The sequence below is a fragment of the Persicobacter sp. CCB-QB2 genome (assembly GCF_001274635.1).
GTDB classification, from domain to species: domain Bacteria; phylum Bacteroidota; class Bacteroidia; order Cytophagales; family Cyclobacteriaceae; genus Persicobacter; species Persicobacter diffluens.
This window is the reverse complement of sequence record NZ_LBGV01000001.1, coordinates 3641615-3661244: the sequence shown is the minus strand read 5'-3', so window position 1 is coordinate 3661244 and position 19630 is coordinate 3641615. Positions and strand designations below refer to the sequence as shown.

The 19630-nt window shown below is 42.8% G+C and carries 19 protein-coding genes and 17 tRNA genes; 11 read left to right on the top strand and 25 right to left on the bottom strand.

Annotated features, from left to right (window positions below; all coding sequences use genetic code 11):
• Window positions 1-3 precede the first annotated feature (3 nt).
• Complete coding sequence (locus NG22_RS16285) at window positions 4-1194, top strand: RsmD family RNA methyltransferase (protein WP_053406676.1); 1191 nt, start codon at window positions 4-6, stop codon at window positions 1192-1194.
• Between the two features lie 255 nt (window positions 1195-1449).
• Here NG22_RS16285 and NG22_RS16280 read toward each other — a convergent pair whose 3' ends face one another.
• Window positions 1450-2907, bottom strand: a complete 1458-nt coding sequence (locus tag NG22_RS16280; RefSeq protein WP_053406675.1) for a TrkH family potassium uptake protein — start codon at window positions 2905-2907, stop codon at window positions 1450-1452.
• Window positions 2908-2915: 8 nt separating this feature from the next.
• The gene (gene trkA / locus NG22_RS16275) at window positions 2916-4265 is read right to left on the bottom strand and encodes a Trk system potassium transporter TrkA (RefSeq protein WP_053406674.1); all 1350 of its coding nucleotides are present in this window, start codon (window positions 4263-4265) and stop codon (window positions 2916-2918) included.
• 382 nt (window positions 4266-4647) lie between these two features.
• Between trkA and NG22_RS16270 the strand changes: the two genes are divergently transcribed.
• The 5 genes from NG22_RS16270 to NG22_RS16250 are packed head-to-tail and all read left to right on the top strand — an operon-like array spanning window position 4648 to window position 8932.
• Entirely contained in the window at window positions 4648-5160 is a 513-nt protein-coding gene (locus NG22_RS16270; RefSeq protein ID WP_053406673.1) for an RNA polymerase sigma factor, read from the top strand.
• Window positions 5161-5188: 28 nt separating this feature from the next.
• The gene (locus NG22_RS16265; RefSeq protein WP_053406672.1) at window positions 5189-6676 is read left to right on the top strand and encodes an NAD(P)/FAD-dependent oxidoreductase; all 1488 of its coding nucleotides are present in this window, start codon (window positions 5189-5191) and stop codon (window positions 6674-6676) included.
• Between the two features lie 11 nt (window positions 6677-6687).
• The gene (locus NG22_RS16260; RefSeq protein ID WP_053406997.1) at window positions 6688-7524 is read left to right on the top strand and encodes a phytoene/squalene synthase family protein; all 837 of its coding nucleotides are present in this window, start codon (window positions 6688-6690) and stop codon (window positions 7522-7524) included.
• A 49-nt stretch (window positions 7525-7573) separates the two neighbouring features.
• Window positions 7574-8419, top strand: a complete 846-nt coding sequence (locus NG22_RS16255; protein WP_053406996.1) for a 4-hydroxy-3-methylbut-2-enyl diphosphate reductase — start codon at window positions 7574-7576, stop codon at window positions 8417-8419.
• Between the two features lie 9 nt (window positions 8420-8428).
• The gene (locus NG22_RS16250) at window positions 8429-8932 is read left to right on the top strand and encodes a sterol desaturase family protein (RefSeq protein WP_053406671.1); all 504 of its coding nucleotides are present in this window, start codon (window positions 8429-8431) and stop codon (window positions 8930-8932) included.
• Between the two features lie 6 nt (window positions 8933-8938).
• On the opposite strand, the gene NG22_RS16245 is transcribed toward NG22_RS16250, so the two are convergent.
• The 6 genes from NG22_RS16245 to sdaAA form a co-directional block, all read right to left on the bottom strand.
• The gene (locus tag NG22_RS16245; RefSeq protein ID WP_053406670.1) at window positions 8939-9202 is read right to left on the bottom strand and encodes a hypothetical protein; all 264 of its coding nucleotides are present in this window, start codon (window positions 9200-9202) and stop codon (window positions 8939-8941) included.
• A 38-nt stretch (window positions 9203-9240) separates the two neighbouring features.
• A complete protein-coding gene (gene atpC / locus NG22_RS16240) occupies window positions 9241-9486 on the bottom strand; it encodes an ATP synthase F1 subunit epsilon (protein WP_053406669.1) in 246 nt (81 codons plus the stop codon).
• Between the two features lie 44 nt (window positions 9487-9530).
• Window positions 9531-11042, bottom strand: coding sequence for a F0F1 ATP synthase subunit beta (atpD, locus tag NG22_RS16235; RefSeq protein ID WP_053406668.1), 1512 nt, complete (start codon window positions 11040-11042; stop codon window positions 9531-9533).
• Window positions 11043-11242: 200 nt separating this feature from the next.
• On the bottom strand, window positions 11243-11455 hold the full coding sequence (locus NG22_RS18185; RefSeq protein ID WP_253275729.1) for an ATP-binding protein: 213 nt from the start codon (window positions 11453-11455) through the stop codon (window positions 11243-11245).
• An 11-nt stretch (window positions 11456-11466) separates the two neighbouring features.
• On the bottom strand, window positions 11467-12525 hold the full coding sequence (locus NG22_RS16230; RefSeq protein ID WP_253275707.1) for a HAMP domain-containing sensor histidine kinase: 1059 nt from the start codon (window positions 12523-12525) through the stop codon (window positions 11467-11469).
• 150 nt (window positions 12526-12675) lie between these two features.
• Window positions 12676-13584: an L-serine ammonia-lyase, iron-sulfur-dependent, subunit alpha gene (gene sdaAA, locus NG22_RS16225; RefSeq protein ID WP_053406667.1), complete on the bottom strand. Its 909-nt coding sequence runs from the start codon at window positions 13582-13584 to the stop codon at window positions 12676-12678.
• 217 nt (window positions 13585-13801) lie between these two features.
• Here sdaAA and NG22_RS16220 point away from each other — a divergent pair, with 217 nt between their 5' ends.
• The 4 genes from NG22_RS16220 to NG22_RS16210 all read left to right on the top strand — a co-directional run bounded on the left by NG22_RS16220 (window position 13802) and on the right by NG22_RS16210 (window position 16546).
• Entirely contained in the window at window positions 13802-14449 is a 648-nt protein-coding gene (locus tag NG22_RS16220; protein ID WP_053406666.1) for a hypothetical protein, read from the top strand.
• A 73-nt stretch (window positions 14450-14522) separates the two neighbouring features.
• Window positions 14523-14654, top strand: coding sequence for a hypothetical protein (locus tag NG22_RS18225; protein WP_301280968.1), 132 nt, complete (start codon window positions 14523-14525; stop codon window positions 14652-14654).
• Window positions 14655-14887: 233 nt separating this feature from the next.
• Window positions 14888-15562 (top strand): hypothetical protein, encoded by a 675-nt coding sequence (locus NG22_RS16215; RefSeq protein ID WP_157601170.1) that lies wholly within the window; start codon window positions 14888-14890, stop codon window positions 15560-15562.
• Window positions 15563-15721: 159 nt separating this feature from the next.
• On the top strand, window positions 15722-16546 hold the full coding sequence (locus NG22_RS16210) for a mechanosensitive ion channel family protein (protein WP_053406664.1): 825 nt from the start codon (window positions 15722-15724) through the stop codon (window positions 16544-16546).
• A gap of 108 nt (window positions 16547-16654) precedes the next feature.
• Here NG22_RS16210 and NG22_RS16205 read toward each other — a convergent pair.
• From NG22_RS16205 to NG22_RS16125, 17 genes are all read right to left on the bottom strand, one after another.
• Window positions 16655-16726: transfer RNA gene (locus NG22_RS16205), tRNA-Glu, on the bottom strand.
• Between the two features lie 38 nt (window positions 16727-16764).
• A tRNA-Met gene (locus NG22_RS16200) sits at window positions 16765-16837 on the bottom strand.
• A gap of 23 nt (window positions 16838-16860) precedes the next feature.
• Window positions 16861-16932: transfer RNA gene (locus tag NG22_RS16195), tRNA-Glu, on the bottom strand.
• Window positions 16933-16970: 38 nt separating this feature from the next.
• Window positions 16971-17043, bottom strand: a tRNA-Met gene (locus NG22_RS16190).
• Window positions 17044-17066: 23 nt separating this feature from the next.
• Window positions 17067-17138: transfer RNA gene (locus NG22_RS16185), tRNA-Glu, on the bottom strand.
• Window positions 17139-17176: 38 nt separating this feature from the next.
• Window positions 17177-17249: transfer RNA gene (locus tag NG22_RS16180), tRNA-Met, on the bottom strand.
• A 23-nt stretch (window positions 17250-17272) separates the two neighbouring features.
• Window positions 17273-17344 (bottom strand) — tRNA-Glu (locus NG22_RS16175).
• Between the two features lie 37 nt (window positions 17345-17381).
• Window positions 17382-17454, bottom strand: a tRNA-Met gene (locus tag NG22_RS16170).
• A gap of 23 nt (window positions 17455-17477) precedes the next feature.
• Window positions 17478-17549, bottom strand: a tRNA-Glu gene (locus NG22_RS16165).
• A gap of 38 nt (window positions 17550-17587) precedes the next feature.
• Window positions 17588-17659 (bottom strand) — tRNA-Met (locus NG22_RS16160).
• Between the two features lie 23 nt (window positions 17660-17682).
• Window positions 17683-17754, bottom strand: a tRNA-Glu gene (locus NG22_RS16155).
• 31 nt (window positions 17755-17785) lie between these two features.
• Window positions 17786-17857, bottom strand: a tRNA-Glu gene (locus NG22_RS16150).
• 31 nt (window positions 17858-17888) lie between these two features.
• Window positions 17889-17960 (bottom strand) — tRNA-Glu (locus NG22_RS16145).
• Window positions 17961-17998: 38 nt separating this feature from the next.
• A tRNA-Met gene (locus NG22_RS16140) sits at window positions 17999-18071 on the bottom strand.
• A gap of 23 nt (window positions 18072-18094) precedes the next feature.
• A tRNA-Glu gene (locus tag NG22_RS16135) sits at window positions 18095-18165 on the bottom strand.
• Window positions 18166-18203: 38 nt separating this feature from the next.
• Window positions 18204-18276: transfer RNA gene (locus NG22_RS16130), tRNA-Met, on the bottom strand.
• A gap of 23 nt (window positions 18277-18299) precedes the next feature.
• Window positions 18300-18371 (bottom strand) — tRNA-Glu (locus NG22_RS16125).
• A gap of 218 nt (window positions 18372-18589) precedes the next feature.
• On the opposite strand from NG22_RS16125, the gene era reads away from it, so the two are divergent.
• Window positions 18590-19483, top strand: a complete 894-nt coding sequence (gene era, locus NG22_RS16120) for a GTPase Era (protein ID WP_053406663.1) — start codon at window positions 18590-18592, stop codon at window positions 19481-19483.
• The last annotated feature ends 147 nt before the right edge of the window (window positions 19484-19630 follow it).

The window sequence follows — 19630 nt, the reverse complement described above, 5'->3', positions numbered from 1 at the left end:
AATATGAATTGGGAAACTCTCAAGGATAAAAAAATACAACAATTCATAAAGGATCATGCTGAGCATGATCCTTTTTCATTAGGGCTAAAGGCAAAGCAATTTCCTGATTTCCCTATGCGGCTCATTACTGAGCAAATTCAGGCACGCCAAAAAGCGAAAAGCAAGCTCCCTTCCTGGTACCAAACCGAGGGGATTATTTTCCCGCCCTTGCTTTCCATGGAACAATGTTCCTCTGAAGCAACGGCCCGATACAAAGCAAGTGTCATCAAAGGAGACCGACTTTTGGACCTCACCGGGGGCTCTGCGGTAGACACCTATTATATAGGACAAAATTTCCAATCCGTTGTCTACACCGAAATTTGGGAAGAACTCTTCCAGAGAAGTCAACACAACCTTCAAACTTTAGGGGCGGACCATATACAATGTCATTTTGGTGATGGCGTTGATTACCTGAAAACTCAGGCCGAATTTGATGTCATTTTTCTGGATCCTTACCGTCGGGATGAGCAAAAAAATAAAGTCTTCTTATTATCCGACTGCCTGCCCAATGTTATTGAGTTGGAAGCTCTATTACTGGAAAAGGGCAAAGACGTATGGATAAAAGCGTCCCCTATGCTGGACATCAAGGGCGCCTTGCAGCAGCTCCCTCAAATTCAGGAAGTGCATGTCATTGCGGTGCAGAATGATTGCAAGGAAGTCTTATTTCGCATGAATAAGGAAAGCCGGAAGAACATCCAATTCTTCACCACCAACCTGCTTCCGAATGGAAAAAGTCAGGACCTTTCTTACAGCCAAATAGAAGAAACTGCTGCGGAAGCCCCGCTTTCTGAACCCTTGCAATATTTGTACGAACCCAATGTGGCCATCATGAAAGCCGGTGGATTTAAAATTGTGGCAGAGCAATATCAATTACAAAAGCTACACCCGCATTCTCATCTATACACCTCCGAAAAGTTGATTCCCGGCTTTCCCGGACGATCATTTCTAATCGAAGGAGTAGAAGCCGTCAACAAAAAAATCATCAAAAAGTACTGCAAAGACGGCAAAGCCAATCTGGCCATTCGTAATTTTCCCTCTACCGTTGCAGACCTCAGAAAAAAGCTGAAGCTTAAGGAGGGCGGTGAAAACTACCTTTTTGCCACCACGCTAAAAGACGATAAGAAAGTACTGATTTTCACCAAAAAGGCACTTTAACGTGTGCTTTAAGCCCCGTTTAGCTTCCAAAGCAGGAAAATGAGGGAGTAGTTCTCTATTTCGATTTTTTCCCAAGAAGGAGGAGAAAGTAAGCCTGTCCAAATTTGGGTTATTATAAATCAAAGAAAACAAATTGCAATGAACTGAATTTAAACTACTTGCGCTCATCTAATAAATATAGCGGTGAATAATTCGGGATAGGTTATCCCTAGAAGACAAAAAAAGCGGCTCTGTCATTGAACCGCTTTTTTTTGCTTAATTCCCCCTCCAAAAGAAAGGAGTAAATAATAAAAGTACCGTAAATAACTCCAGCCTTCCCAGCAACATCAACACACTGCATATCCACTTGGCTGCAGGAGGCAACCAGGCAAAATTATCCACTGGCCCAACTTTCCCTATTCCTGGGCCTACATTTCCTAAAGAGGTTGCACTGGCTCCCATGGCGGTGAGTAAATCCAGACCGGTCATGGCTAAAAGCATTGCTCCCACCACGAAAATGAATAGGAAAATAATCACAAAGGCCAGAACCGTATAGGAAATTTCACCGGAAACAGCCTTGCCATTTAACCTTACCGGAATAACGGCCGCCGGGTGTAACTGTCGTTTCAAATCCAACCAGCCATTTTTCGCCAAAATCAAATGCCTTACCGTTTTTATTCCACCAGCGGTGGATCCGGCAGATCCCCCGACAAAGAGTAATATAAAACACATAATAGTAAGGGAAGGTGCCCAGCTGGTATAATCTGCAGAGACGAAACCAGTGGTGGTAATCAAAGAAACCAATTGGAAAGTCACGTCCCGCATCCCCAACTCAAGGTCATCATACACATTGATGCCCACATACAATCCTGAGATAATAGATAAAATCACAATACTTAAAAAATAAGCACGGAATTCATCATTGGCCCACACCTTCTTCAACTTCCCCTGAAAACCAAAGTACATCATGGAGAAATTGGTTCCGGCAAAAAACATAAATAGCACAATGGTATATTGAATCCATGGGCTCGGATAATGCGCTATGGACGCATTCTTGGTGGAAAATCCTCCTGTGGCCATGGTGGTCAAGCTGTGATTCAGCGCGTCATACCAAGTCATTCCAAAAACGCGCAAAAGCACCATTTCAGTCGCGGTCAGCCCGATGTAAATCAACCACAATCGTTTAGCTGTATCCGTAATCCTGGGGCGTAATTTATCTGCTGAAATTCCCGGTGCCTCGGCTACAAAAAGCTGCATGCCGCCCACACCAATCAATGGCAAAATGGCCACTGTTAACACGATAATCCCCATTCCTCCTAACCACTGAGTAAGGCTTCGCCAATATAAAATGGAGGGAGGAACCGCCTCAATATCACTTAAAATGGACGCTCCGGTCGTGGTATAGCCCGATACGCATTCAAAAAAAGCGTCGGTTAGCGAATGAATACTGCCACTCAATAAATAAGGTAAAGTGGCAGACAGCGCCATTAAAACCCAACCAAAAGTCACAATAATATAGACGTCACGCTTCTTTACAATTCGCTCTCTCCCCAAAGTGAGAAAGAAAGCTAATCCCCCGGAACAAGCCGTAATCAATACCGCCATTAAAATCGCCCAGTGCTGATCATCTTCAAAATAGAAGGAGAAGGGTAAAGCGGTGAGCATAAAGATACTGTTGATCACCAACAGCAAACCCATAATATGAATGATGGATCTAAAATGAAATCTCTTCATTAAATCAATTACTTAAAAAATCGCTCTACACTACGAATAACATTGGACTTACACAACACCACCACATGGTCTTTCGGGTGAAATTCAAAGTTACCCATGGTCGTAAACCCCTGGTTGTTTCGAATTACCCCACCGATGATAGCACCCTCCGGGAAATCCAAATCTCTTAACTTCTGGAAACAGATGGCAGAGTTTTCCTCTACCTCAAATTCCAATACCTCAGCATCCACTCCATGAATACTGGCAATACTCAAAACATTGCCTCTTCTTAGGTAACGACAGATAAAATTAGCCGCGATCAACTTCTTGTTGATCATCGTATCTACTCCAATGGTCTGAGACAATAAAATATAATCGATATTCTCTACCAGAGCGATCGTCTTGGCCACATGGTGGTTCTTCGCCAACAGGCATGAGATAATATTGGTCTCTGAGTTGCCTGTTACGGCAATGAAGGCATCCATTTCTTCTAGCCCCTCCTCAATTAGTAAATTTACATCATTGGCATCGCCATTTATGATTAAAGCTTCAGGTAATTCATCCGCCAGCTTAAAACATTTTTCCCGGTCTCGTTCTACTACTTTTACCCGGTACTTATTGGTCTTCTGAGATAATTTTTTGGCCGCATGTAGTCCGGTACGGCTACCACCCAAGATCATGATATTTCGAATTTTTTTCTTGGTACCACCCTTCAATTCGAATACCCGATCCACTCCTGTGGGTTCCGCTACAAAATAAACATTATCGTTTAACTCCAAACGAGTATCTCCATCCGGAATAATCGTCCTACCATTTCGTAAAATCGCTACAATTACAAAATCCCGATCCTTATTCAGAGAACTGGTTTCCTTCAACATTAAACCGGTAAAAGGATCCCCTTCTTCAATTCTGATTCCGATCAGGGAAAGCATTCCTCGGTCAAATTCGAAAGTATCTGTAAGGGCTGCTTCCCGCAACAAGCGCTTGATCTCACGTGCGGCCAGAGATTCCGGAGAAATCAATTCATCAATCCCCAGCGTTCTTAAGTCTTCCCGCTGGCGATGGCTCAAAAAATCTACATTATTTATCCTGGCCACCGTCCGCTGAGCCCCTAGCTTTTTACCGATCATACAGGTCGCCAGGTTCGTCTCTTCCGCCGGGGTAACGGCAATCAACAGATCCGCCTTAGCGATTTCTGCTTCTCTCAGGACATCATAATAAATAGAATTCCCCTCAATAACAGCCACATCCAACTGATTGGAGACATAATTTAATCGCTCCTTGTCAGTATCGACAATTACAATATCTTTCTGTTCATGAGCCAGTTGCTTGGCCAAATGAAAACCAACCTCACCCGCCCCGGCAATAACAATATGCATTTTGAAAAGATTATTTTTAACGCCCAAATATAGGGAATTTTAATGTGATTAACGCCCATAAATGGTACCAAACAGGCCATTAACTGTCTGTCAAATCGGGTTTATCCCTAAAAATTTAAAAATGTCAATAAATCTAACCGGCTATAATCCCACGGCCCACAAAACCACTTAACACGCTGAACTACTGATAAATATGAAACAATATTAAAAAGTGGGCGTAACCATAGGTAAGTAAGGGCTACGACAATTTATCCGGATATAACGGCCCAACAATTTCATCATTTAATTGTAACCACAAACTTAATTTCAAACCAAAATCAAAGCACCTTATTCGAAAATCATTACCCCCAAAACTTTTACAAACTAAACTTACCAAATCACAATGACAGCGTTAGAATTTAGCTACCATCTCGACAAGTTATCGACTTCGTTGAGACCGTTCGCTATGAGATTGACCAAGGATTCAGAGGCGGCAAATGACCTGTTGCAAGAAACCGTGCTAAAAGCCTACACGAATAGAGATAAATTTACTGAAGGCACCAACCTCAAGGCATGGTTGTACACTATAATGAAGAATACCTTCATTACCAATTACCAAAGGATGGTAAGAAGAAACACCTTCATTGACTCTACCGATAATTTACATTATATCAATTCTTCCGGCAACATTACCGAGAACATGGCGTATTCAAGTTTTGCCATGAGGGACATCAAGGAAGCAATTGGGAAATTAGACGAAAACTACCGACTTCCCTTCTTAATGCATTTTCGGGGTTTCAAATATTACGAAATCGCGGAAAAACTGGACATTCCAATTGGAACTGTAAAAAATAGAATTCATATTGCTCGAAAGGATCTAAAGTCTATGTTAAAAAATTACGGAGGTAAACTTTAGGTCTGTCAAGCCTAAAATCAACCTTTACATGACTCACAAACATCGAAATGCAATAGTAATCGGTGCCGGCTTTGCCGGGATAGCTGTTGCTACTTCGTTAGCACAAAAAGGATATGACGTCACCGTCATTGAAAAAAATACTCAAATAGGAGGAAGAGCCCGGCAGTTTCACTGTCAGGGCTTTACCTTTGATATGGGCCCTAGTTGGTATTGGATGCCCGACATTTTCGAAAATTATTTCCGGACTTTTGGAAAAAAGCCTTCTGATTATTACCAATTAAAAAGACTTGATCCCTCCTATTCAGTGGTTTTTGGAGCGGATGACCGCTGGCGAATTCCTGCCAACCTCCAGGAATTAGGCGTTTTATTGGAACAATATGAAGCTGGTGCTGCTGAACAACTCGAAAAATTCATGGCGCAAGCCAAATATAAATATGAGGTGGGCATTAACGATTTCGTTAATAAACCTTCCCGCTCCATTACAGAATTTTTAGATATCCGCCTGCTCAAAGGCGCCCTGAACCTGGACCTGTTAACCTCACTTTCTAAACACGTCCGAAAGTTTTTTAAACATCCCCAGATTATAAAGCTGCTGGAATTCCCCGTTCTATTTTTGGGAGCCACCCCGGAAAACACCCCTGCGCTATACAGTCTAATGAATTATGCTGATCTCAAGCTCGGGACCTGGTATCCGATGGGGGGAATGTTCGAAATTATCCGAGGAATGGAAACGCTGGCGCGGGAAATGGGAGTGAAATTTCATACTGGCGAAACCGTCAGTCAGATAGAAGTAAAAAACGGCATCGCCACCGGTGTGAATACGGACAAAGACTACTATCCAGCAGATATTGTGGTTGGTGGAGCAGACTACCATCATGTAGAACAACATCTATTACCCACCCAATATCGAAGCTATTCCCCACAATATTGGCAAAAACGGACGATGGCACCCTCTGCCTTACTTTTTTACATTGGATTGGATAAAAAGCTGGAAGGTATTGATCATCACATGCTATTTTTTGATGAAGATTTCAAACTGCACGCCAGTGAAATCTACACTAACCCTCAGTGGCCGTCAAAACCTCTTTTTTATATGAGCGCTGCCTCCGTCACCGATCCGGCAATTGCTCCTGAAGGAAAAGAGAACCTGGTATTACTCGTACCGCTTGCTCCGGGCTTGGAGGACTCAGAGGAAAAAAGATCACATTATTACGAAATAATCATGAACAGACTGGAAAAACTCATTGGACAGTCCGTTAAGGATCATGTGATTGTGAAAAAATCGTACGCGATAAAAGATTTTGAACAGGATTACAATGCCTTTAAAGGCAATGCCTATGGACTGGCCAATACGCTAAAGCAAACTGCCATCCTCAAGCCTAGTTGTAAATCCAAAAAAGTTGCTAACTTATACTATGTGGGGCAATTAACCATTCCCGGACCAGGCGTTCCCCCATCATTAATCTCCGGCTTAGTTGTCGGAAATGAAATCGAAAAAGATTTTGCCGAATTGTAAAAGTGAAAAAGATGATTGAACTTTTTAATAAAACCACCTTCGATTGTGCACGGTTGGTCACGCAATCCTACAGCACTTCCTTTACTTTAGGCATTAAGACACTGGACAAAGAGTTGCACGAACCAATTTATGCCATTTATGGGTTTGTCCGCTATGCGGATGAAATCGTCGATACTTTTCATGATTGGAATCGGGAAACTTTACTGGATAAATTTGAGCACGATACTTATGAAGCGATTAAGCAAAAAATTAGCCTGAATCCAATCCTCCATGCCTTTCAGCTAGTAGTTAATCAATATCAAATCGACCTGGAATTTATTGATGCCTTTCTGAATAGCATGAGAATGGACCTGGACAAAACCACTTACTGTGACAAAAGCTATAAAACTTATATTTATGGCAGCGCAGAGGTAGTTGGTCTAATGTGCCTGAAAGTCTTTTGCTTTCATGGAGAAGGGGATTTTGATACGCTTAAACCGGCAGCTTGCAGCCTTGGAAGTGCTTTTCAAAAGGTGAACTTCCTGAGAGATATGAAAAGTGATCACGAAGATCGTGGGCGGGTATATTTTCCGGATATAAATTTCGATAATTTCAATCAAAAGGATAAGGACCTTATCGAAATGGATATCCAAAAGGATTTTGACGATGCCTATCAGGGAATTATCAGATTACCGGAAAATGCCAAGATGGGCGTTTATCTGGCGTATATCTATTACCTGAAACTCTTTGACAAAATCAAAGATGCTTCCACAGATACGGTTAAGAATCAAAGGATCAGAATTCCAAATCCAAGAAAATTAGCCTTACTGGCCAAAACATATTTACAGTTTCACTTAAGGGTAGTTTAATATGAATGTAAGTACACGCCCTTCAAAAAACTATAAAGGCAATAATACAATGAAAAACCTCACCGTGGATATTGACCAAAATTCCGGCTTCTGCTTCGGAGTGGTTTATGCCATTGAAATGGCAGAAGAAATTCTGCTGGAGGAAGGAAAATTGTATTGCCTGGGAGATATTGTTCACAATGATGAAGAGGTCCATCGGTTGGAAAAAATGGGACTACAAATCATTAACCATGAAACGCTTAAGGAATTAAAAAATGCGAAAGTCCTGATTCGGGCACATGGAGAGCCACCTTCTACCTACAAAATAGCGCTGGAAAATCAATTAGACCTCATTGATGCCAGTTGTCCGGTCGTATTAAAATTACAGAACCGGATCAAGAATGCTTATGACAAAGCGGAAAAAATATACATTTATGGAAAGCACGGGCATGCCGAAGTCATGGGATTGATTGGCCAGACCAATAAAGAAGCCGTTGTATTTCAATCACTGGAAGAATTAGACCTTAATAGTCTTCCGTCTTACATTAGCCTATACAGTCAGACCACAAAATCCACTGATAATTTTTATAAAATTATCGATAAGCTTAAAGAAAAAGGCATTGAGGTCAATGCCAATGATACCATTTGCAGGCAGGTCAGTAATCGGGACAAGGAGCTTAAGAAATTTGCCAGTCAATACGAAAAAATCATTTTCGTTTCCGGCACAAAATCCTCCAATGGGAAGGTGTTATATAATATCTGCAAACAGCAGAACGAAAACACCTATTTTGTCTCCAACAAAGAACAGGTACAAGAAGAATGGTTTGATCCAAAAGACCGTGTTGGTGTTTGCGGTGCTACCTCCACCCCAATGTGGCTCATGGAAGAAGTACAAAAAAGAATATTGACTTTCTAATTTTTTGATATGGCAATCTTGATGAACATCCTATTGGTGATAGGATCCTTTCTTTTTATGGAAGGTGTTGCATGGTTCACCCACAAATACATCATGCATGGTATTTTATGGAGCTGGCATAAGGACCATCATACCGTTCACAATAAAACCCTTGAAAAAAATGACCTGTTTGCTGTCGTCTTTTCCATTCCGGCCATTGTGATGATCGTGCTCGGCTCCGAAATTCCTGAATGGCGCTTTCTGCTTTACATTGGTTTAGGAGTTACGCTTTACGGTATATTTTACAGTGTCTTTCACGATATCATCGTACATCGCAGAATTAAGTACAAGTACAAATTCAAATCCGCCTATATGAAACGGATTATGAAAGCACATTATATCCACCACGCGGTGCATACCAAAGAAGGAGCACAAGCTTTTGGCTTTTTGTGGGCACCAAAAAAATATGAAAAGCAGTCCATCACCGCTAAAGAAGAAAAAGAAGCATCCAGAACTGAGGCACATTCGCATTAACCCGAATTATGTGACCCAAGCCCTGCAAAACAGGCTTAACCCTGGCTTGTTTTCTTGTTGTTCCAAATATTTTGATGGCACAAATTTGAATAAACTTGCTTTTCCTCTTTCCTCTGGATTATTGGAAATAACTGGAAATGGGAAACTAATCCTGCATTTTTCCCGCCTTACAGCTAATCGATAATTTAAGCTTGGATTATCCGGGTTCAAGCATAAATAATTCGGGTGAAGAATTTTCACGGCATAAAAAAAAAAAAAACCTTTAGTCATCACAACTAAAGGTTTTTTTATATCTAATGATGTTTTGTTTATCCTTCTACGGCTTCTGCCAATACAATAATCTTATTATCAAGTACCTCAACAACGCCACCATCAACAACAATGATGGTTTCTTTGTCATTGATCACATATTTCAAATCACCTTTAGACAAGGTGGAGATCAAAGGGGCGTGGTTCTTCAGCACTTGAAAGGCACCGTTGGTTCCGGGAAAAGTAGCTGCGCTAACTTCTCCTTCAAATACCTTTTGGTCCGGTGTAACAATTTCCAAGTACATAATTGCCCAATTTAAAGGGGAGTAAACTCCCCATCGGTTTAAGATTATTCAGCGGCTTCTGCCAACATTTTTTCACCTTTCTCAATAGCTTCCTCGATTGGGCCTACAAAAGTAAAGGCCGCCTCAGGTAAGTGATCCACTTCCCCATTCATAATCATTTGGAAACCACGGATAGTGTCCTTGATATCTACCAACTGACCCGGGATACCAGAGAATTGCTCTGCAACGTGGAATGGCTGAGATAGGAAACGCTGTACACGACGTGCACGGTGTACCACCTGCTTATCCTCGTCAGAAAGCTCATCCATACCCAAAATGGCGATGATATCCTGAAGTTCGTTATAACGCTGAAGGATGTTAATTACATCCTGCGCTACCTGATAGTGCTCCGCTCCAACTACCTCTTCAGACAAAATTCTGGAAGTAGAATCCAATGGATCTACCGCTGGGTAAATACCCATAGAAGCAATCTTACGCGACAATACCGTTTTCGCATCCAAGTGGGCGAAAGTGGTCGCCGGTGCAGGGTCAGTCAAGTCATCGGCAGGTACATAAACCGCCTGAACAGAAGTAATGGAACCATTCTTAGTAGAAGAAATACGCTCCTGCATTGCTCCCATTTCAGTTGCCAATGTTGGCTGGTAACCTACCGCAGAAGGCATACGACCTAAAAGTGCCGACACCTCAGAACCTGCCTGGGTAAAACGGAAAATATTATCTACGAAGAAAAGGATATCACGACCTTTTCCGGAACCATCTCCATCACGGAAATATTCGGCAATGGTCAAACCTGACAAGGCTACACGTGCACGTGCCCCTGGTGGTTCGTTCATCTGGCCATATACCAAGGTGGCCTGAGAGGTTTTCAATTCCTCTTTATCTACCTTCGACAAATCCCAGTCACCTGTCTCCATAGACTCCTCGAATTCCTTACCGTATTTGATTACGCCGGATTCAATCATCTCACGAAGCAGGTCATTACCTTCACGCGTACGCTCACCTACACCTGCAAATACAGATAAACCTGAGTATGCTTTCGCAATGTTATTGATCAACTCCATGATCAATACGGTTTTACCTACTCCAGCTCCACCGAAAAGACCAATCTTACCACCCTTTGCGTATGGCTCAATCAGGTCAATAACTTTAATACCAGTGAAAAGTACTTCGGTTGAAGTAGAAAGGTCTTCATAAGAAGGTGCTGGACGGTGAATCGGTAAACCCTGAGTAGTATTGGTCTCTCCAATACCATCAATGGTTTCTCCCACTACGTTGAACATACGACCTCGGATGTCCTCACCTACAGGCATCTGAATAGGTGAACCATTATCCACTACTTCCAACCCACGAAGAAGACCCTCGGTACCGTCCATGGCAATGGTACGAACACGATTCTCTCCTAGATGTTGCTGAACTTCAAGCACTACTCGAGCTCCATCAGATGGTTTGATTACCTCAAGACCATTCATGATGGCAGGTAGGCTTGCGCCTTCAGCGTCAAAAGCGACGTCTACCACAGGCCCGATAACCTGTGTGATTTTGCCAATGTTTGCCATGCTAAAATTTTATATTCTATTGATCGATGGTCAATAATTATTATCCCGTTTTAACTTGATTTTCGGAGATTAACACGGGGAAAAATTATTGGAATGCAAAAAAAATACCCTGACCCAAGGGGTCTAAGGACGGTTAAATTTACACAAAATTTTAAATTATCTATTCTGAAGGCAAAATTATTCAATGGAAATTGAAAATTTTAAGCAGAGGCTGTTTTACCCGAAATCAACAGATCCGCTTCCTCAGCATCAAGCAAATAATCTTTTCCAGGTAATAAAATTCTAAAAACCGTTCCCTCAGTGGGGTTAGAGGATTTTACAAAAATTTTCCCGTTGTGGTAATTCTCCACTATCCTTTTGGTCAGGGTCAGGCCTAAGCCCCAGCCTCTTTTCTTGGTCGAATATCCCGGAATGAAAATTTTCTTCAGCTTATCTTTTGGAATCCCCCCCCGGTATCCCGGATATCAATCACTACTCCTCCTTCTGGTCCTTCAACAAGATTAATATCAATATTACCGGTACCTTTCATGGCATCTACAGCATTCTTACAAAGATTTTCAATCACCCAATCGAACAAAGCGCGGTTAATCGGAGCGATCACCACCTGGGAATTTGTAGCGATAGAGATTTTCACTTTAGTAGAAATCCGTTTCGACAAATAATCTACATTGGAACGAATCACCTCATAGAGGTTTTCATCCTCCAATGTCGGGATTGAACCTATAGAGGAAAAACGATTGGTAATGGTCTCCAGCCGATGGGTATCTTTTTCCAACTCCTCCAGTACCTCCGGATAATTAAAATCCTCATCCATCTTTAAGTACTCAATCCAGGCCACCAAAGAGGATAGTGGCGTACCCAGCTGGTGAGCCGTTTCTTTTGCCAAGCCAATCCAAACCCTGTTTTGCTCCACCGCTTTGCTATTACTATAAGCATAGAAGGCCAAAAAGATAAAAAACGCAATAACCGAAAGCTGGACGATGGGGTAATAGGTCAGCTGATCCAGCAAAAAGGAGTTTTTATAGTAGACATAATTATAGTCATACACCCCTCCGTTTTCATCAGTAAAAATGATTTCTATCGGTTCGTGCTGAAGCTTCATTTCTTCCACCAAAGCACGCAACTTTTTCTGTCGTTGCTTGGGAGAAATTTTTGGATCAATATCAATATTCCGAAAATCGAGTGGTTTATCCACTCCATCGGTCAGGATCACCGGAATGGAATTATTCGGCACAATGATGTTCTGAGTCAAAAACAATACCTCGTCCCTATTCCCGACATTGACCGCATATTCAATTGATTTTGCGTACAATTCTACCAATTGAGCCTCACGCTCCTTCAGTTTTTTGACGATCTGATTGGTATAGAAAATGGAAGCAATGGTAATGACCATGGCCACTGCCAGCACTCCCCACTTCATTTGAGATCTATTTTGATATAAATCCCACTTCTTAGGCTGCTTCTCCGAGGAAGACCTTCCCATATATTCTACTTTTTATGTAAAAACTAACAGTTAATGTATCTGTGAAAAAGTAAAATCTAATGCATAGGCAAAAATATCGATCTGATTTTAAAAAATGTATTGGCAAATTTAGCACCAAAAAGTCAGCCGGTAAAATATTTTGTGGCGCATCTATTCAACATCTTCCTCGTCCGATAACATTTCAATATCCTGAATCAAAACCCGTTTGGCAATCGCCTGCCCGGTTATAGTAGCAGCCATTCCCCCTAGAGCCGTCTCCTTATACCTGCTCTCCATCGATTGACCGACTTCATGCATGGCATCAATGCATTCATCCACCGGAATTACAGCGTCCATACCTGAAAGTGCAATTTGTGCGGAGGAAAAAGCAATAGAAGCCGCAGAGGCATTACGCACCACACAGGGCACCTCTACCAAGCCCGCTACCGGATCACAAACCAAGCCCAGCATACACTGAATGGTTACCGCCACAGCATTAAATACCTGATCATTATCTCCTCCTAATGCATAAACAATCCCTGCTGAGGCCATAGCCGCTGCGGAGCCCGTCTCGGCCTGACAACCACCCACCGCTCCAGCTAAGGACGCTTTTTGCTCAATAATCAAAGCTACGCCGGCTGCAATCAGCATGGCTTCGGCAATTTTTTCATCCGGTAGCTCATGGGTTTCCTGCAAGGTATAAAATACGCCCGGCAAAATTCCGGAAGCACCGGCGGTTGGGGCGGCCACCACTCTGCCCATACAGGAATTTACTTCTTTGGCGGCCAAAGCACGCGCAATCATTTTTTGAAAATCAGGAGAGAGTACTGCTACCGAATGATTAAAAACCTTTTTTGCTCCATTGTTAATCATTTTGGAAACGGAAGTCATATCCTCCGTTAAACCGGTATGAATAGCCTGCCGCATCACTTCATAGGCCGCAACCATCCCTTCCAGAATCTCCTTCCGACCGGCTCCCCTTTGATTTTGCTCGTATTGAATTACCGCTTCGTACAAAGGCAATTTTTCTTCCTCACAATATGCTTTCCAGCTTTTAAAATCTTTAAACAATAAGCTCATGGGTCTATGCTCTTTTAACTGTTTTGGGACACAAATCGCCCTTACAGTCCTACATCCTAATATTTCTTCTCAGTTCTTTATGTTAAGGTATCAATTTTTTAAGAATAGCAGCGCAACTAATCAAGAATAAATTTCTCTTCACGCCTCCCTCATTTGATATTTAAAGATGAAATTGACTATTTTTCAGTGAGTTTTCAAAAGATAGACCTACTGAAAAATGATCGACTATTTAAGCCACCCCTTATTTATTGCCGGACTGGGGGCTTTTTTATTAATGGGAAGTGAATTAGCCCTTGGCAAATATGCGGTCAATTTTGGTTTGCTAATGCGTCAACCCTTCACTCCAATAATTTACGCACTTTACTATGCCCTGCTTGCCATCGGCATCACCCAATTGCTGTTGAGGGGTAATTTAAGTATCCATGAGTTTTCTGCTCAGGAGCACCCATTGGTCATCGGCCTGATCACGGGGCTAAGCATTCGGGCTTTGGCCAGAATGAACCTGTATCAATTCAAAATCGAAGGTAAAACGATTAATATCGGGCCTAAAACCATCAATGATTTCATGGAGGGTTTCTTTCTTAAAAAGATATCGGACAATGTAGACGGTTTATTGATAGGAGAAATCAACGCCATGATAGGCAAACTGCCTCCTCTTACTCTGGAAGAAATTGACCTGCTGCTTCGCGATGGACTTCCCTCTCATTTCTCACAGGAAAAGCGAAAATATTATGTAGATAAAATAAAAGCCTGTCCCAGGCCTTTTGACAAATACCGTTATTTCGCTTTTCATTTCGGACTCCAGCGCCTGCACCAGCTCCCATTATTGGCTCAAAACTTTATTCACAATCCGGAAGCTTCTTAATTTTAATAAGATTTTTTTGACGCTAAACTTTATTCTTCTAATTTTAATTTAAAACCATAAAACCCTTATCACTATGTTAGATGCACCAATAGCGAGCGGCGCAAATATGTTCATCTGGGGATTCGCCATTGTTTTAGGCGTAGTACATGCCCTTATCGCCCTTGACGTTATCTCCATGAAAGAGAAGGACGAAGAAAAAGCGTAAGTATTTGTCCAATAAAAAATTAAAAAAATAAGGCCGGTGATTCTATCATCGGCCTTTTCTGTGTGGTCAACCCATTTTCGCATGAAATCTTAACGATTTTTTTGTACCTTAACCATTCAAAAGCGGAACATTGCATGCTTTTGCACTATTGTTAATACAGGAAGGTGTTAAAACAAACTCCTGAGATTACTTTCCGTTTAGGTAATGAGGCTTTAGCTTTTAATGCTCGAATCATGATGAAAAATATTATACTCTTGGCCACCGCTTTGGTAATTTCTACCATCGCACATGCACAAACCAGTGTTTCCATGGGATTGAGCTCTATTGTTCCCATGAATAGTGAAGCACCCTCCGGCTACGGATACAATGTTGGAGTGAGTCACTGGGCTGATGCACCCTGGTCAAAAAATAAAAAAAGCGAAGAGGTAAGCTATGTGGACGAAGAGCTCCCCTACGCTCCCCTTCCTCAGGAACAACGATCATACAGACCTGGCGCTAAAATTGGTTTTCAGGCCTTTTACCAATCCCAGAATGTAGGCCCATACCATTCTTCTTTGGTGATGGCAGGTCCACAGATTGCTATGCCTTTAAATGATAAATGGTTCTTTCAGGGGGAATTTTTAGTAGGTAATGTTAATCATTCCGGTGCTCCAATGGCCGTAAGACCTGACATCAGCAATGGACATGTGAACTATGGCAATCAAAACAACAACCTGGCATATTCGGTGAACACCGCCTTCACCTATAAGCCCAACGAAAAAACATCTATTACCTTCGGCATAAGCGCCTCTAAAAACGTAATGCCGGCTTATGGTTACGGTGGAATGGGAGGTTTTGGAATGAATCCTTACTACGGTGGGATGAGACCAGGTTTTGGTTACAACCCTTTCTATGGCCCGAGATTTTAATTAAACCAACATATTATAAAAAGCCGATCGCTACGATCGGCTTTTTTTTGCTCAATACTTACATCAGATTGATATCTAGTTAATTAAGGGCGATATTTTAATAGTGATAATATGCTATCCATTATTTAAATACCTCAACCCTCAATTAATTTCCTGAACATGCTCAACATTGACGACAAAATGTCTTCCTGGTATGATACTGCAGTGGAACTTACCATGTCCTATGGCCCCAAGCTTATCCTTGCCATCCTCGTTCTTTTCATTGGCTTGAGAATAATCAATAGCTTTACCAAGACCGTTAGCCAAAGGATGAAACAGCGTAATTATGACGCTACCTTACGTCCCTTCATTATCAGCCTGATCAACTGGGGGCTAAAAGCCATGCTGATCATCTCAGTAGCCTCCATGGTGGGAGTCGAAACCACCAGCTTTGTTGCAGTACTCGGTGCAGCTGGTTTGGCAGTCGGCCTTGCGCTACAAGGAGCCCTGGCCAATTTTGCTGGTGGAGTTTTAATTCTCGTTTTCCGACCCTACAAAGTTGGGGAATTGATTAAATCGCAAGACCAACTCGGAGTAGTTAAAGAAATACAGATTTTCAACACCATCCTGACTGACCCGCAAAATAAAAGAGTGATTATGCCCAATGGAGCTATTTTGGCAAACAACATCATTAACTTTACCGCTGAAGGCAAAATCAGAGTAGACCTTACCATGGGCATCTCTTATGATTCGGATATCAAAAAGGCGAAAGAAGTTTTGCTGGAGGTCATGAGCAAACACGATAAAGTACTGAAAGATCCTGCACCATTTGTGGGCGTTTCAGAACTTGCAGACAGCTCTGTGAATCTGGCAGTCAGACCACACTGTAGTCCCACCCATTACTGGGACGTTTACTTTGATATTTATGAGCAGGGTAAATTAGCCCTTGATACCAATGGCATTACCATTCCTTTCCCACAGCTGGATGTGCATATGGACAAGTAAAAATGGTAATCTTTGTTTATTTTTAACAAAAAAGACAGTCATTTGGGTGACTGTCTTTTTTTTTAGGCATAAAAAAAGCATCTGATTATATAACCAGATGCTATAAAGTAGTCCGTAGGGGAATCGAACCCCTGTTACCAGGATGAAAACCTGGCGTCCTAACCCCTAGACGAACGGACCAACATTAAATCTATGAAACCAACGTTCTGATTTCTCTGTAGCGGGGGCAGGACTCGAACCTACGACCTTCGGGTTATGAGCCCGACGAGCTACCAACTGCTCCACCCCGCGATGTATCTTTGCCTTGCGGCTTGTAGTCCGTAGGGGAATCGAACCCCTGTTACCAGGATGAAAACCTGGCGTCCTAACCCCTAGACGAACGGACCAACATTAAATCTATGAAACCAACGTTTTGATTTCTCTGTAGCGGGAGCAGGACTCGAACCTACGACCTTCGGGTTATGAGCCCGACGAGCTACCAACTGCTCCATCCCGCGATGTATCTTTGCCTTAAGGCTTGTAGTCCGTAGGGGAATCGAACCCCTGTTACCAGGATGAAAACCTGGCGTCCTAACCCCTAGACGAACGGACCAACATTAAATCTATGAAACCAGCGTTTTGATTTCTGTGTAGCGGGGGCAGGACTCGAACCTACGACCTTCGGGTTATGAGCCCGACGAGCTACCAACTGCTCCACCCCGCGATGTATCTTTGCCTCTCGGCTTGTAGTCCGTAGGGGAATCGAACCCCTGTTACCAGGATGAAAACCTGGCGTCCTAACCCCTAGACGAACGGACCAACAATTTGTTGCGAAACCAACGTTTTGATTTCCTTGTAGCGGGAGCAGGACTCGAACCTACGACCTTCGGGTTATGAGCCCGACGAGCTACCAACTGCTCCATCCCGCGATGTATCTTTGCCTTACGGCTTGTAGTCCGTAGGGGAATCGAACCCCTGTTACCAGGATGAAAACCTGGCGTCCTAACCCCTAGACGAACGGACCAACACTAAATCTATGAAACCAGCGTTCTGATTTCTGTGTAGCGGGGCAGGACTCGAACCTACGACCTTCGGGTTATGAGCCCGACGAGCTACCAACTGCTCCACCCCGCGATGTATCTTTGCCTTGCGGCTTGTAGTCCGTAGGGGAATCGAACCCCTGTTACCAGGATGAAAACCTGGCGTCCTAACCCCTAGACGAACGGACCGGAAATTTTTAAAGTGTGTTTCAACACTGCGTAGTCCGTAGGGGAATCGAACCCCTGTTACCAGGATGAAAACCTGGCGTCCTAACCCCTAGACGAACGGACCGGAAATTTTTAAAGTGTGTTTCAACACTGTGTAGTCCGTAGGGGAATCGAACCCCTGTTACCAGGATGAAAACCTGGCGTCCTAACCCCTAGACGAACGGACCAACATTAAATTCCTGAAATCAACGTTTTGATTTCTTTGTAGCGGGAGCAGGACTCGAACCTACGACCTTCGGGTTATGAGCCCGACGAGCTACCAACTGCTCCATCCCGCGATGTATCTTTACCTTGCGGCTTGTAGTCCGTAGGGGAATCGAACCCCTGTTACCAGGATGAAAACCTGGCGTCCTAACCCTAGACGAACGGACCAACATTAAATTTCTGAAACCAACGTTTTGATTTCTGTGTAGCGGGGGCAGGACTCGAACCTACGACCTTCGGGTTATGAGCCCGACGAGCTACCAACTGCTCCACCCCGCGATGTATCTTTGCCTTGCGGCTTGTAGTCCGTAGGGGAATCGAACCCCTGTTACCAGGATGAAAACCTGGCGTCCTAACCCCTAGACGAACGGACCGGATTATTTTTTGCGGCTGCAAAGTAAGTTAATTTACAACCAAAATGTCAAGCAAGTATTCTAAAATATTTTCAAAATCTAAAGGATATTGTTGACATCAACCGTTAAAAAAGGGTAAAAACACTAATTAGCGCTACTTTTGCCCCCTTCTCTGAAACGGAGTACAAAGGTAAGTGGAAAAACCGTTTAATCAAGCTATATTTGTAAAAAAATATTGAATGGCAGAACAGAAACAACATAAAGCCGGCTTTGTCAGCATCATTGGAAAGCCGAATGTAGGCAAGTCCACGCTGATGAATGCCCTTGTGGGAGAGCGATTATCGATCATCACCTCCAAGGCACAAACGACCCGACACAGAATCTTCGGGATAATTAGTGGTGATGACTTTCAGGTGGTGTATTCGGACACTCCCGGAATCCTGAAACCACAGTACGAATTGCACAAGTCCATGATGGATTATGTAAACTCTTCTTTGGAAGATGCAGACTTAGTGCTATTTGTAACGGACCTTTATGAAAAAATAGAGCCGGAGGATCCAGCACTGGAGCGATTGAGGAAATCGAATGTTCCGGTGATCTTCGTGATGAATAAGATCGATTTGAATAAGGGATCGCAGGCAGACGACAAAATTTCTTACTGGCTGGAGCACATCAATCCGGACAAGGTGATTAAAGTGTCGGCCCTGGAGAAAGAGAATTTAGAGGAATTATTCGGAAGCATTCTGGAATATCTTCCGGAACACCCGGCTTATTTCCCAAAAGAACAATTAACGGATCGTCCGGAACGCTTTTTTGGTGCAGAAATTATTCGGGAGAAAATTTTTCTGAACTACAAAAAGGAAGTACCATACAGCTGCGAAGTAGCGGTCACCGATTTCGAGGAGGATGATAAAATTATCCGCATGCGGGCGGAAATTTATGTAGAACGAAAAAGTCAGCGGGCAATTTTGATCGGACACAAGGGCGCCGCAATCAAAAAAGTGGGCATAGAGGCCCGAAAAGAGCTGGAAGCCTTCTTCATGAAGCAGGTTTATTTGGAGACTTATGTGAAAGTATCAGACGATTGGCGTAAAAAAGAGCGATCTCTGAAAAACTTTGGCTATGATCGTTAAAGCTTTTTTCTCAATTTTGTAGAAAATTCAGGTATTAAGGAAATTTTTGACCGTATTGGTCTTTTTCTTGCTTGAGTAGAGTTTAATTATTTCGGGCATGAACGTATGCTCCTGACTAAACGCCCAAGCGGGGCGATGATTTAGCAA